We start from the raw sequence: 13,763 nt of genomic DNA on the forward strand, positions 1-13,763 counted from the left end.
CTCGGCGTCCGAACAGGTCCGATACCCTGGTTCATCGTGACCGCTGCAAATTCAGAGACCGCCCGTGCCCAGTACGACCTGATCGTCGTCGGTTCGGGATTCTTCGGGCTGACCATCGCCGAGCGTGCCGCTACCCAGCTGGGTAAGCGCGTGCTGGTGTTGGATCGCCGTCACCACCTGGGGGGGAACGCATACTCGGAGGCAGAGCCGGAGACCGGCATCGAGGTCCACAAGTACGGTGCCCACCTGTTCCACACCTCGAACAAGAAGGTCTGGGACTACGTCACCCAGTTCACGGAGTTCACGAACTACCAGCACCGTGTCTTCGCGCTGCACAAGGGACAGGCGTATCAGTTCCCAATGGGACTCGGTCTCGTGTCGCAGTTCTTCGGTCGGTACTTCACTCCCGAAGAAGCACGCGCCCTCATCGCCGAACAGTCCAGCGAGATCGATTCGAAGGACGCCTCCAATCTCGAAGAGAAGGCGATCTCCCTGATCGGACGCCCGCTCTACGAAGCGTTCGTGCGTGACTACACAGCTAAGCAGTGGCAGACCGACCCCACCGAGTTGCCCGCCGCGAACATCAGCCGCCTGCCGGTCCGCTACAACTTCGACAACCGCTACTTCAACGACACGTACGAGGGCCTGCCTGTCGACGGCTACACGGCGTGGCTCGAGAACATGGCGAAGGATCCGAAGATCGAGGTCCGCCTCGACACCGATTACTTCGACGTCCGCGACGAACTGCGCACCGCCAGCCCCGACGCCCCTGTCATCTACACGGGCCCGCTCGACCGCTACTTCGACTACTCCGAAGGTGCACTGGGATGGCGCACCCTCGATTTCGAGACCGAGGTTCTGCCCACCGGAGACTTCCAGGGCACCCCGGTCATGAACTACAACGACGCCGACGTGCCGTTCACCCGTATCCACGAGTTCCGTCACTTCCATCCGGAGCGCGAGTACCCGACCGACAAGACCGTCATCATGCGTGAGTTCTCACGTGCCGCGGAGGCGAAGGACGAGCCGTACTACCCGATCAACACTCCCGAGGATCGCGAGAAGCTCTCCGCGTACCGCTCACGCGCCAAGAAGGAGACCGTGGAGAACAAGGTCCTCTTCGGTGGGCGTCTCGGCACCTACCAGTACCTGGACATGCACATGGCGATCGCCAGCGCGCTGACGATGTTCGAGAACACCCTGCGCCCGCATCTCGAAACGGGTGCGGAATTGGCAGGGGAGAGCGAATGAACGCACGTCATCTACTCGAAGGCGAAGATGCCGTCAGCGGCGACGAGGTGACCTACCTCGGCAAGTCCCTGCTTCAGCGGATCATCCTGCCCCGCGCCGGTGAGCCGCTCGACGTCCGCACGTTGTACTTGGAAGAGTCCTGGTCCAACAGTCGGCGGGCGCACTCGACCTCGCGCACGTCGGTAGCGCTCGGCGCCGAGACCGAGGTCTCGTTCGCCACGTACTTCAACGCGTTCCCTGCCAGCTACTGGCGTCGATGGTCCATCCTGAAATCGGTGGTCCTTCGTCTCGAGCTGTCCGGCCACGGCCGCGTCGACATCTACCGTTCCAAGGCGGATTCCTCGCGAATTCACGTGGAAGGCAAGGAATTTGCCGACGGCGATGCCGCGGTCGAGTTCGAGGTGGAACTGGCGCCGTTCGAGGACGGTGGCTGGATCTGGTTTGACATCACCACCGATACGGCAGTGGTCGTCGAGAGCGGCGGCTGGTACGCGCCCGTCGAGGCTCCCGGCGAAGCGACTGTCGCCGTTGGTATTCCGACGTTCAACCGTCCGACCGACGCGGTCAAGGCGCTTGCTGCACTGGCTTCGGATCCGCTGGTGTCGGACGTGATCAAGGCCGTCATCATGCCGGATCAGGGCACCCGCAAGGTGCGTGACGAACCCGGATTCGCCGAAGCTGCTGCAGCGCTCGGTGATCGGCTCGCCATTCACGATCAGGGCAACCTCGGCGGCTCGGGCGGATACAGCCGAATCATGTACGAGGCACTCAAGACGACGCAGTGCCAGCACATCCTGTTCATGGACGATGACATCGAGATCGAACCGGACTCGATTCTGCGTGCGCTTTCGTTCTCGCGTTTCGCGAAGTCGCCGATGCTGGTGGGTGGGCAGATGCTCAACCTGCAGGAACGAAGCCACCTCCACGTGATGGGTGAAGTGGTCGACCGCGGCATCTTCATGTGGACCGCGGCACCGAACGTCGAATACGACCACGATTTCTCGAAGAAGCCGCTGCGCGAATCGAAACTCCTGCACCGCCGCATCGACGTCGACTTCAACGGCTGGTGGATGTGCATGATCCCGCGCCAGGTCGCCGAAGAAATCAAGCAGCCGCTACCGCTTTTCATCAAGTGGGACGACTGCGAATACGGTTTGCGCGCAAAGAAAGCCGGATACCCGACCGTCACTCTGCCCGGTGCCGCGATCTGGCACATGGCGTGGAGCGACAAGGACGACGCCATCGACTGGCAGGCGTACTTCCACCTCCGTAACCGTCTGGTGGTGGCCGCGCTCCACATGCCGGGCAACGGCCGTGGCCTCGTGGTCAACACGGTGAAGGCAACGCTCAAGCACCTGCTGTGCCTCGAGTACTCCACCGTCGCGATCCAGAACAAGGCCATCGCGGACTTCCTCGCCGGACCGGAACACATCGCGAACATGCTGCCGACGGCACTCGGTGAGGTCCACGCCCAGCGCAAGGAATTCTCCGACGCCGTCGTACTGCCGTCGTCGACTGCGTTGCCGCTGCCCTCCGGTGCGGATGTCGGAGACGTGAGCCTGCCGCTGTCGACCGTCGCGAAGATCACCCGGGTCCTCAGGGCCGGAGTGCACAACGTGAAGCCGGCCAAGCCGGAACACCTCGAGCGCCCTCAGCTCAATGTTCCGACCATCGACGCCCGTTGGTTCCTGCTCTCGCAGGTCGACGGCGTCACCGTCACCACGGCCGACGGTCGCGGCGTCGTCTACCGCAAGCGAAACCCGAAACTCGCGCTCGAACTGCTCAAGGAAGCAACACGGTTGCGCCGCGAACTCGCCGCCCGTTTCCCCGAGCTCAAGAAGCAGTACCAGGACGCCGTTCCTTCACTGACCAGCACGGAAAGGTGGGAACGTGTCTTCGGCATCTCCTGAAGTACAGATTCTGGCCGGGATTCAGTCGACCGTCGGGCAGCTGCCGGGAGCCGTCAAGGTCGCCCGCGGTATGTCTCACTTCGGTGAGCACTCCCTCGGGTGGATCGCGATCGCTGCCGTCGGAGCTGCTGTGGACAAGCCGCGTCGACGGGAATGGGCCGGAGCAGCCGTCGGAGCATTCGGTGCACACGCCGCCTCCGTGGTGATCAAACGGGTGGTCAGGCGCAAGCGACCTTCCGATCCTTCGGTGCAGGTCAACGTCTCGACACCGAGCAAGCTCAGCTTCCCGTCATCACACGCGACGTCGACGACGGCGGCGGCTGTGCTGATCGGTCGGCTCACCGGGCTACCCTTACCGGCGTTGCTGGTGCCCCCGATGATGCTCTCGCGTCTGGTCCTGGGAGTTCACTACCCGACCGACGTACTCGCCGGAGCGGCACTGGGAGCCGCATCCGCGGCGGTAGTTCGCCGGGTCGAAGAAGCCAGAGCCGAACAGAAATGTGGAGATAAATGAGCGAGGAACCGGCTACGGTCAGCGGACCCCCGAAGTCCCTGCCCGCCGGCATCGTCAAGGCGCTTCGCCCACGTCAGTGGGTCAAGAACGTCCTTGTGCTGGCAGCGCCCATCGCGGCCGGAACCGCCACCGAAGCCGACGTGCTGTTGCCCGTCGCGCTGGCGTTCGTCGTGTTCTGTATGGCGGCATCAGGCATCTATCTCGTCAACGACGCGATGGATGTCGAAGCCGACCGTGCTCACCCCACGAAGCGATTCCGTCCCATCGCGGCCGGCGTTCTACCCGTCAACATCGCCTACGGCATGGCAGTCGTGCTGCTTGCCGGTGCGATCGGGCTGTCCTTCCTGGCCAACTGGCAACTCGCCGTGGTCATGGGCGTGTACATCGTCATCCAGCTCGCCTACTGCTTCGGTCTCAAGCATCAGGCCGTCATCGACATCTGCATCGTCTCGTCCGGCTTCCTGCTTCGAGCGATCGCCGGTGGCGTTGCCGCCGAGATCGATCTCTCGCAGTGGTTCCTGCTGATGATGGCGTTCGGCTCACTCTTCATGGCGGCAGGCAAGCGCTACGCCGAATTGCAGTTGGCCGAGAAGACCGGCGCCAAGATCCGTAAGTCCCTCGAGAGCTACACGATGACGTACCTGCGTTTCGTGTGGACGATGGCAGCGACGACGCTGGTCCTCTGCTACGGACTGTGGGCGTTCCAGCAGGACGCCATCAAGGGCACCAACTGGTACGCCATCTCGATGGTGCCGTTCACCATCGCGGTGCTGCGATACGCGGTGGACGTCGACGGCGGCGAAGCCGGAGAGCCTGAGGAGATCGCGCTCGGTGACCGGGTGCTGCAACTCCTCGCGATTGCGTGGATCGGAGTAGTGGGTGTCGCTGTCTACCTCGTCTGAGCCACGCACCGAGGCCGACCCGCACGTCGACACTGCGGCGAATCGCACCACCCTCAGTCGAGGAGTTTTTCTCGGCGGGGTGGTGCTTGCTGCTGCCCTCATGTTCTGGGGTGCGTGGGAGCGTCGCTGGATCGCCGACGACGGACTCATCGTCTTGCGAACCGTCCGCAACCTGCTCGCGGGGAACGGCCCGGTCTTCAACGCGGGTGAGCGTGTCGAGGCGAACACGAGTACCGCGTGGACGTACATCGTCTACGCGTTCAGTTGGCTCACGCAGATCCGTCTCGAATACGTTGTTCTGACGATCGCGCTCGTACTCTCGACTGCTGCCGTCGTGTTGGCGATGCTCGGCACCGGTCGTCTGTACCGCGGCGTTCGGCCGTCGGCGGGCGGAACGATCCTGCTGGTACCGGCGGGTGTTCTCGTCTACATCGCGGTTCCGCCTGCGCGAGATTTCGCCACTTCCGGGCTCGAGACATGCTTGGTGATCTTCTGGATCGCGCTCCTGTGGGTACTGCTCGTTCGGTGGGCGCAGGCGTCGACGCCGTCCACGGCGTCGATCCTGACTCTCTCGTTCGTGGCCGGACTCGGACCACTGGTTCGACCCGAGATGGCGATTCCCGGTGCTGCCGCGTTGATGATGATCGTTCTCTCCGCAGGCCTGACCTGGAAGATTCGCACACTGATCGTCGTCGTCGCCGGACTTGTCCCGGTGGCCTATCAGATCTGGCGAATGGGCTACTACGCCTTGCCATACCCGAACACCGCGGTGTCGAAGGACGCCGGTGGCGCGAAGTGGGCGCAGGGTTTTGCGTACCTGTGGAACCTCGTCGGGCCGTACCTGCTCTGGTTACCGTTGCTGTTCCTGCTCATCGGTGCGCTGCTGCTCGTGTGGCGAAGCCGAGCGGACACACCTACCGCTACCGCAGATCAACCCGCACGCCCGCTGTGGCAGCGCTTTCAGCAGTTTCTGCGCACGCCGCGGGCGATTGTCACCTTCATTCTCGGCAGTGGGCTGATCCTCGGGATCTACTCTCTGCGCGTCGGCGGCGACTTCATGCACGGCCGCGTCCTGTTGCCGGTGCTGTTCTGCCTGCTCATCCCGGTGGCGGTCATTCCGTTGCGGGTGCCGGCGCGGGCAGCGTTCGGAAGTAATCGCGACACCGCGATCTTCGGAGTCTCGGCGGTGCTGTGGATCGGCACGATCATCTGGGCCTTCTTCGCCGCGAACACGACGGGTATGCCCGAAGGATCCGTGGTGGGTCGCTCGGGAATCGTCGACGAGCGAGCGTTCTACGCACTCAACACCGGTCACAAGCATCCGATCCTGGCCGAGGACTACCTCGACTATCCGCGAATGCGTGCCATGGTCGAGACCATCGCGCGGACTCCGGAGGGTGGGCTGCTGCTGCCGTCCGCGAGCTACGACTCCTGGTTCGTCGTCCCACCACCCGGACCGATCGACGAGCCGGCCGAGCACGTCGTCTTCTTCCTCAACCTCGGAATGACGAGCATGAACGTCGGCCTCGACGTTCGGGTGCTCGATCAGATGGGGCTGGCGTATCCCCTGGCAGCTCACACCGAGCGACTCGAGGACGGCCGGATCGGGCACGACAAGAATCTCTATCCGGACTGGGTGGTCGCGGACACGGGAATGATCGACGTTCGACCGTGGCTGCCGTTCTTCCTCGACGAAGACTGGGTTGCGGACGCAAAGCTGGCCATCACCTGCCCGGAAACGCAGGAGTTGCTCACGTCGTACCGCTCCGAGCTGACCTGGGCCAGATTCAAACAGAACTTCCAGCAGGCATTCGACTTCGCGAAGTACCGATTCGACCGGGTTCCGGCCTACGAATTGGAACGCTGCGGTCTCGTTCCACCGGAGTCACCCAGGTGATGTGATCAGCATCACCGACTGTTGAGGGTTTGAATATTTCGATTCAGTAACACCGAATTGATTGGCCACGATGTACTCGAAGACGATTCACCTAACCTGAATCACCCCCGAGGGGTGATGACGGTGTTGCTCGCGGATTGGGACGTAACGGTCCACCTATTTGTCACAGCTGAACCTGTGACATAAAGTCCAGCGAGCGCAGTGTGACTTGGAAGAGGTCCGCTGCCGACCCGAACTCGTTCGGGCTGGCAGAAAAGCCTGTTCCCCGACGGAATCCGCCGGAACCACTCCACCGAGTGGGTTCCGCAGACGAAGAGAGAGAGCAGTATCCATGCGTTTTGCCAGAAAGAGGCTGACCCAGCGCCTCAAGCACCGAGCGTTGGCCATCGGTGCCGCAGCACTTGTGCTCCCCCTTGCTGCAGGAGTTGCCGGTAGTGCTGTCGCCTCTGCTGCGCCTGCGCACACTGCTCCCAGCCACACCGCCCCCTCCGGCGGATACGACGAGCTGTGGGTGCCCTCCTCGATGGGCAACATCAAGGTCCAGGTCCAGTGGGCCGCTCGCGGCGGAAACGCTGCCCTTTACCTCCTCGACGGCCTGCGTGCGCGTAACGACGCCAACGCGTGGAGCTTCGAGACCAATGCGATGGACCAGTACCGCAACGACAACATCACCCTCGTGATGCCCGTCGGCGGCGAGTCCAGCTTCTACAGCGACTGGTATGCACCGTCGAACTTCAACGGCCAGCAGATCACGTACAAGTGGGAAACCTTCCTCACCGAAGAACTGCCCAACTTCCTCGCGAACTACGGCGTCTCGCCCACCAACAACGCGGTCCTCGGCCTCTCGATGGGTGGCAGCGCTGCTCTGACGCTGGCTGCTTACCACCGTGACCAGTTCAAGTTCGCCGGCTCGCTGTCGGGCTACCTGAACATCTCGGCTCCGGGCATGCGCGAGGCAATCCGCGTCGCAATGCTCGATGCCGGTCGCTTCAACGTCGACTCCATGTGGGGACCGCCGTGGAGCCCGTCCTGGCTGCGCAACGACCCGTTCGTCTTCGCACCGCGTCTGCAGGGCCTGTCGATGTACATCTCGTCGGCAAGCGGCCTGCCCGGTGAATACGACCACCCGCGCGCACCGATCGATTACTACAACACGGCTAACGGCATGGGCCTCGAGGCTCTCGCCCTGGTCAACACTCGTGCATTCCAGATCCGCATGAACTCGCTGGGTATCCCGGCCACCTACAGCTTCCCGTCCAACGGCACGCACTCGTGGCCGTACTGGTCGGCAGAGCTGTGGAAGGCTCGCGGCCAGATCCTCGACACCATGAACGCTTGGTGATCGTGCGCGATCCCGTGACCTAGTCACTTCACCAGTGCCGTTCCGGACTCCTCGAAGGAGAACCGGGACGGCACTTGTGTATTCAGGTGCTGCACAAGCGCCCGATGTCAGTAACAATTGCACCACCAGTAACAGCGCGGCTACCCCAAGCGGGGATCGTTTGCGTGTAGAAATAGTTTCAACGGGGGTCTGGCTGCTCAGGCGGCCACACGATCGACGCGCGGACCGAACGTAAGGAAAGAGAGTGAGCTCATGCGAGTAGGCCTTGCCACGGAGGACCGTCGCCGGTCCCGGGCAACCTTCCGGACAAAGGTCGTCGGCGCACTGGCAGCGATGCTGGTTCTGCCGATCGCCGCGGGCTTGACGACGGCCGGAACCGCGGCAGCCGCGCCGGCACCTGCTCAGGCCGCACCGGCCGCCACCCAGAACCCCACCGGAGCAGCGGTCACGAAGGTCGACTGGCTCAGCGAGCGTCGCGTCGCGCTGTGGGTGAACTCTCCCGCGATGGGCACCCCGATTCAGGTGCAGATCCTCTTGGCCCGCGATTGGAACGTCAATCCGTCGGCCAGCTTCCCCTCGGTCTGGATGCTCGACGGTCTTCGCGCGACCGACAACGAGAACGCCTGGACCTACGAGACCGACGCCGAGTCCTTCTACGCGGACAAGAACGTCAACGTCATCCTCCCGGTCGGCGGTCAGTCCAGCTTCTACTCCGACTGGCTCCAGCCCGACAACGGCAAGAACTACCAGTGGGAGACGTTCCTGACCAAGGAACTGCCCCCCATCCTCGAAAAGGACTGGCGGACCACGCAGACACGCGGTGTCGTCGGTCTGTCGATGGGCGGCACGTCCGCCATGTTCCTCACGGCGCGCAACCCCGGCTTCTTCAAGTTCGCCGCTTCGCTCTCCGGCATCCTCACCACCACCTCGCTCGGCATGCCTCAGGCAATCCAGTTCGCGATGACCGACGCCGGTGGATACAACTCCGCCGCGATGTGGGGACCGCCGTCCAACCCGCAGTGGGCTGCACACGATCCGTACGCGCTCGCCGAGAAGCTCAAGGGCGTCAGCCTGTACGTCTCGAGTGGTAGCGGTACGACCGGCCCGTACGACCAGCCGTCGGGAATTCCCGGCGTGAGCACCAACTACGCAGGCATGGGCCTCGAGATCCTCGCTCGCCTGACCTCGCAGACCTTCGCGACCAAGCTCAACCAGCTCGGAATCCCCGCGCAGGTCAACTACCGCCCGTCCGGAACCCACTCGTGGCCGTACTGGCAGTTCGAGCTTCATCAGCTGTGGCCGCAGTTGGCCAACGCCATCGGCGTCGAGGTCGAGAAGCCGGCTTGCGGCACTTCGGGTGAGATCGGTGCGACGGCCGCAGCCAACGGCTGGATCGGTGACTGCATCACCCCCGAGTACAGCGTCGCGGGTGGCCTGGCACAGGACTTCCGCAACGGTCGCATCTACTTCACCAGTGGAACGGGCGCCCAGCCCGTCGCCGGTCGTATCGCCGGCGCGTACATGAACACCGGAGCAGCAGCCGGCCCGCTCGGCTTCCCGCGTACCCCCGAACTCGGTACCCCCGACGGACGCGGACGCTTCAACCACTTCCAGAACGGCTCCATCTACTGGACCCCGCAGACCGGCGCTCACCCCGTCAGCGGTGACATCCTCGCCGAGTGGTCCGCACAGGGTTGGGAAGGTGGCCCGCTCGGCTACCCGACTGCCGACGAGATCGCGACCCCCGGCAAGCCGGGCAAGGTCCAGGGATTCGAGATCGGCGCAATGTACAGCAGCGCCAATGGAACTCACGCGGTTCTCGGAATGATCATGGGCAAGTACGGCGAACTCGGCTGGGAAAACGGCTGGCTCGGATTCCCGAAGTCGAACGAGGTTCCGATCAAGGACAACGGACGCTTCACCGAGTTCGAGGGCGGCAACATCTACTGGAGCCCCGGCACCGGTGCATGGTCCGTCGAGAACGGTCCGCTGTTCGACGGTTGGAAGAGCGTCGGATACGAAGGTGGACGACTCGGATTCCCGATCAGTGACAAGTTCGACATTCCCGGTGGTGTCCAGCAGAACTTCCAGTTCGGCTACATCACGGTGATCGGTGACAAGACAGAAGTTCACTAACTCACAGTGGTGCACGACGGGCGGGCCCGATCACGGATCGGTGCCCGCCCGCGTGCGTTGCGTAACCTGTTGATGGACTTTCGACTGAAGGCAAGGACGGACATTGATGTCGCTTTTCTCGGGTAACCGAAACACTTGTGCACGCGCGATCGCGGTCGGCGCCCTGGCGCTCGCCACCGGTGGCGCGCTTGTCGCGTGCGGTAGTGACGACTCCACTGCAACCTCCAATCCGGTCACCACGACGTCCGCGGCGGCTTCGTCCTCCAGCGGTTCGGCATCTGCGTCCGCCTCTGCGACCACGACGGCGTCGGCTGCGCCCACCAGTCCGGGAGCCGCGGCCACCGCGCCGCCGGAGCAGCCGCAGAGCATCGAGGGCTTCCCGGGTCCCACAGTCGTCGAGGTCAGTCCCGAGGCACAGAAGTTCCTCGACGGACTGAAGGCGAAGGGCATCACCCCAGCCGGTGACGGAAGCATCGCCGTCAACACGGCCAATTACATCTGCGCTGCCGGTCCTCAGACCGACGACGAGGTCCTGACCTTCGTGACCGCCTTCGTCGGCCAGGAAGCGTCGGCGGAAGGCAAGCAGATCACTCCCGCGCAGGCAGGTGCGAACGCTCAGATCTACATCGACGTCGCCAACGCCACCTACTGCAAGTAGGCGCGGGTCATGGCGAGGTCTGGAAAGCGTCGTGGGTGCCTGATCCCGCTGCTGATCATTCTTGTGGTCGCAGCGGTCGTGATCGGCGGTTGGTACATCCTGGCCGGGCGGGTGCCTTCGCCGACTCCGATCCCGCCGAGCCCGGAGCCTCCGGTGTCTCAGCCGGCCAGTTGCCCCGATGTCCAGGTAGTAGCCATACCGGGTACGTGGGAGTCGAGCGCTACCGACGACCCGTACAACCCGACGGCCAATCCGGCGTCGTTGATGCTGAACGTGACCCGTCCTCTGCAGGAGAAGTTCGATACTTCACGGGCCGACGTCTACACCGTTCCGTATGTCGCACAGTTTTCGAATCCGGTGGCGATCCCGCCGGACGGACAGCAGTCCTACAACAACAGTCGGGCCGCGGGAACTGCTGCCACTAACGACTTTCTGATGAAGCGGCACGCCGAGTGCCCGCTCACGAGTTACGTCCTGACCGGATTTTCCCAGGGCGCGGTGATCGCGGGTGACGTCGCCGCGAGTATCGGCGACGGTACCGGCGCGGTGCCTGCCGATCTGGTTCTGGGCGTCGGCTTGATCGCCGACGGTCGGCGCGATCCGGCGTTCGGGAACACCGTTGGCCCGAGCGTTGCCGGTGTCGGCGCCGAGCTGTCGCTGAACGGGCTGAAGCTGCCCGGTCTCACGATGACCGGCCCGAGGCCCGGCGGGTTCGGTGACCTCAACGATCGGACCTATCAGATCTGCGCGCCGAGCGACGGTATCTGCGACGCGCCGGCAGCCGCTCTCAACCCGACCAACTGGCTGAGTTCGGCGCCGCGACTGCTCGAGTACTACAACAACCCTGTGCACGCGATGTACAACTCCTTCCAAGTCGATCCGAACGGCACGACGGCCACCCAATGGATGGCACAGTGGGCTGCGGAGAAGATCGACGCTGCACCGACGCCGCCCCACAGTTGAGTCACCGCCGCACTGTTGATTCGTCACAATCGGGCGTCTCGGGAGTTCGCTCGCGGGTAATCTGCTCGTTTGGTCCCGGTAGAGTGCTGCACGGTCCGGGGGCTTCCTCTACAGTGCTGTCACGTAAGTGACTGGCGAGTAGGTTCGATTTGTCCGAGTTTGTAGTTCGAGTACGACGTACGTGTCCATCACAGGAGATCGATATATGAGTTCCACCCACGGCAGCGATGCCCTACGCAAATTTCGGTTTGCGGCCGGTGGCGAGGGCAACGCCGAAGAGGGTGGTGCGCGACGCTTCGTCAAGCTCGCGCAGAAGGCCGAGGAACTCGGCTACGACTCGTTCATGATTCCGGATCACCTGGGTAATCAGGTCGGCCCGATCGCCGCTCTCGGAGCGCTCGCGGTGGCCACCGACAAGATTCGTCTCGGCACCGCCGTGTTGGCCAACGGCTTCCGTCATCCTGCTGTGCTCGCGAAGGACGCGGCGACTATCGACGTGCTGTCCGGTGGTCGACTCGAACTCGGTATCGGTGCGGGCTGGATGAAGGAAGAGTTCGACAAGGGCGGCATCGCCTACGAAAGTCCGGGCGTTCGCATCGAGAAGCTCGAGGAGTCTCTGCAGATTCTCGACGTTCTTCTGCGCGGGCAGGAATGCACTTTCGAAGGCAAGCACTATCAGGTGCGCGGCCTCAAGGGCAGCCCGCGACCGCGGCAGGGCCCGCGGCCACCGATCATCGTGGGCGGCGGAGGCCCGAAGATGCTTGCTCTCGCGGCGAAGTACGCGGACATCATCTCGGTCGCCACACCGACGAACCGTGACGGGCGGCTTCTGCTCTCCGGAATCACGATGGAAAAGACCATCGAACGTGTCGAGCGGATCCGCGAAGCTGCCGGCGAGCGTTTCGATGAGATCGAACTCAACTGGACCATCACCATGATCATGATCACCGACGATCGAGAGCAGGCTGCCGAAATGGCAATCGCCGCTCTGGACCAAGGTTTTCCGCCGAACATCGAAGTGGATCGTAAGCTGAGCGTGGAGGAGCTGTTGAACTCTCCATACCTGGCTGTGGGCACTTTCGAGGAAATCGCAGACCAGATTCGACTGGTCCGCGAGAAGACGTCGATGTCGTACGTCGGGGTCTTCCCGACGCAGATGGAAGCGTTCGCCCCGATCATCCCGTTACTGGCGGGCGAGTAGGCCGGAGAATACGGACGATGCGAATCTGTAACATATCGATGGTTTGGGATCGATGAAGTGATTCAGGTGAGTTGCGCACAAAGTGCGATTCGATTGATCGAAGATGGACCCGAGAGAGCGAAGGAAGTCTGGGGCGCAGGCATGAAAGACAGTGCTTGTGTGATCGCTTCGGAGGAGATGGAATGAACGCGCTGTTCGATGGCTTTCTCGACGAGAAGGGCCAGATCCGCCTGCAACCAGGCTTCACGCTGGTCGACTACGTCGAGCAACACTCGCGTGTCAACGCGGACGAGCTCGCGTATCGGTACATCGACTACTCACGCGAGCGTGACGGTGAAGCCCTGGAGCTGACCTGGGAGCAGTTCGGTGTGCGTCTGCGCGCTGTTGCAGCCCGTCTGCAGCAGGTCACCAAGCGTGGCGACCGCGTCGCGATTCTTGCTCCGCAGGGACTCGACTACGTCATTTCGTTCTTCGCGGCCATTCAGGCCGGTTCCATCGCGGTGCCGCTCTTCGATCCGGACGAGCCCGGTCACACCGACCGTCTTCACGCTGTTCTCGGTGACTGCAAGCCGACTGCGATTCTGACTGCCGCATCGTCGGCGGCCGGTGTTCGCCAGTTGTTCCGCTCGCTTCCCGCTGCCGAGCGTCCGCGAATCATCGCCGTCGACGCGATTCCCGACACCGTCGGTGAAACGTGGGTTCGTCCCGACATCGAACTCGACGACATCGCGTACCTGCAGTACACCTCGGGTTCGACCCGAGTTCCCGCCGGTGTGGAGATCACCCATCGTGCTGTCGGAACGAACGCGCTCCAGATGGTCGACTCCATCGAACTCAACGAGGACTCACGCGGCGTCACATGGCTCCCGCTGTTCCACGACATGGGCCTGCTGACGGTCATCCTGCCTGCTCTGGGAGGCAAGTACATCACCATCATGAGCCCGCGCGCTTTCGTGCAGCGGCCGTACCGGTGGATCAAGGAACTTGCT

At 63.3% G+C, this 13,763-nt stretch carries 11 protein-coding genes; all 11 read left to right on the forward strand.

Going from position 1 to position 13,763, the window contains the following annotated elements; genetic code table 11:
* Positions 1 to 36: 36 nt before the first annotated feature.
* Complete coding sequence (glf, locus tag RhoBH5_RS23155; protein WP_063315967.1) at positions 37 to 1,251, forward strand: UDP-galactopyranose mutase; 1,215 nt, start codon at positions 37 to 39, stop codon at positions 1,249 to 1,251.
* Entirely contained in the window at positions 1,248 to 3,161 is a 1,914-nt protein-coding gene (locus tag RhoBH5_RS23160) for a glycosyltransferase (protein WP_065351770.1), read from the forward strand. The genes glf and RhoBH5_RS23160 overlap by 4 nt, the downstream gene beginning before the upstream one ends.
* Complete coding sequence (locus RhoBH5_RS23165; RefSeq protein WP_003943893.1) at positions 3,142 to 3,675, forward strand: phosphatase PAP2 family protein; 534 nt, start codon at positions 3,142 to 3,144, stop codon at positions 3,673 to 3,675. The genes RhoBH5_RS23160 and RhoBH5_RS23165 overlap by 20 nt, the downstream gene beginning before the upstream one ends.
* On the forward strand, positions 3,672 to 4,577 hold the full coding sequence (locus RhoBH5_RS23170; protein ID WP_003943808.1) for a decaprenyl-phosphate phosphoribosyltransferase: 906 nt from the start codon (positions 3,672 to 3,674) through the stop codon (positions 4,575 to 4,577). Before RhoBH5_RS23165 ends, RhoBH5_RS23170 begins: the two co-directional genes overlap by 4 nt.
* The gene (gene zomB, locus RhoBH5_RS23175) at positions 4,555 to 6,474 is read left to right on the forward strand and encodes a flagellar motor control protein ZomB (protein WP_270008840.1); all 1,920 of its coding nucleotides are present in this window, start codon (positions 4,555 to 4,557) and stop codon (positions 6,472 to 6,474) included. Before RhoBH5_RS23170 ends, zomB begins: the two co-directional genes overlap by 23 nt.
* 331 nt (positions 6,475 to 6,805) lie before the next feature.
* Positions 6,806 to 7,816, forward strand: a complete 1,011-nt coding sequence (locus tag RhoBH5_RS23180) for an alpha/beta hydrolase (protein ID WP_007731818.1) — start codon at positions 6,806 to 6,808, stop codon at positions 7,814 to 7,816.
* Between the two features lie 252 nt (positions 7,817 to 8,068).
* Complete coding sequence (locus tag RhoBH5_RS23185) at positions 8,069 to 9,952, forward strand: alpha/beta hydrolase-fold protein (RefSeq protein ID WP_003943922.1); 1,884 nt, start codon at positions 8,069 to 8,071, stop codon at positions 9,950 to 9,952.
* Between the two features lie 106 nt (positions 9,953 to 10,058).
* The gene (locus RhoBH5_RS23190) at positions 10,059 to 10,610 is read left to right on the forward strand and encodes a DUF732 domain-containing protein (protein WP_270008841.1); all 552 of its coding nucleotides are present in this window, start codon (positions 10,059 to 10,061) and stop codon (positions 10,608 to 10,610) included.
* Positions 10,611 to 10,619: 9 nt separating this feature from the next.
* Positions 10,620 to 11,573, forward strand: a complete 954-nt coding sequence (locus tag RhoBH5_RS23195; RefSeq protein WP_003943848.1) for a cutinase family protein — start codon at positions 10,620 to 10,622, stop codon at positions 11,571 to 11,573.
* A 205-nt stretch (positions 11,574 to 11,778) separates the two neighbouring features.
* Positions 11,779 to 12,774, forward strand: coding sequence for an LLM class F420-dependent oxidoreductase (locus RhoBH5_RS23200; protein ID WP_007731815.1), 996 nt, complete (start codon positions 11,779 to 11,781; stop codon positions 12,772 to 12,774).
* Positions 12,775 to 12,956: 182 nt separating this feature from the next.
* On the forward strand, positions 12,957 to 13,763 hold an 807-nt coding region (locus RhoBH5_RS23205), incomplete at its 3' end, for an AMP-binding protein (RefSeq protein WP_270008842.1).

The sequence above is a fragment of the Rhodococcus sp. BH5 genome, from assembly GCF_027583855.1.
Classification (GTDB): domain Bacteria; phylum Actinomycetota; class Actinomycetes; order Mycobacteriales; family Mycobacteriaceae; genus Rhodococcus_F; species Rhodococcus_F qingshengii.

Coding starts and splice junctions, on each gene's coding strand:
- RhoBH5_RS23160 (WP_065351770.1), top strand. CDS start 1,248: ATGAACGCACGTCATCTACTCGAAGGCGAAGATGCCGTCAGCGGCGAC.
- RhoBH5_RS23170 (WP_003943808.1), top strand. CDS start 3,672: ATGAGCGAGGAACCGGCTACGGTCAGCGGACCCCCGAAGTCCCTGCCC.
- RhoBH5_RS23180 (WP_007731818.1), top strand. CDS start 6,806: ATGCGTTTTGCCAGAAAGAGGCTGACCCAGCGCCTCAAGCACCGAGCG.
- RhoBH5_RS23185 (WP_003943922.1), top strand. CDS start 8,069: ATGCGAGTAGGCCTTGCCACGGAGGACCGTCGCCGGTCCCGGGCAACC.
- RhoBH5_RS23190 (WP_270008841.1), top strand. CDS start 10,059: ATGTCGCTTTTCTCGGGTAACCGAAACACTTGTGCACGCGCGATCGCG.
- RhoBH5_RS23195 (WP_003943848.1), top strand. CDS start 10,620: ATGGCGAGGTCTGGAAAGCGTCGTGGGTGCCTGATCCCGCTGCTGATC.
- RhoBH5_RS23200 (WP_007731815.1), top strand. CDS start 11,779: ATGAGTTCCACCCACGGCAGCGATGCCCTACGCAAATTTCGGTTTGCG.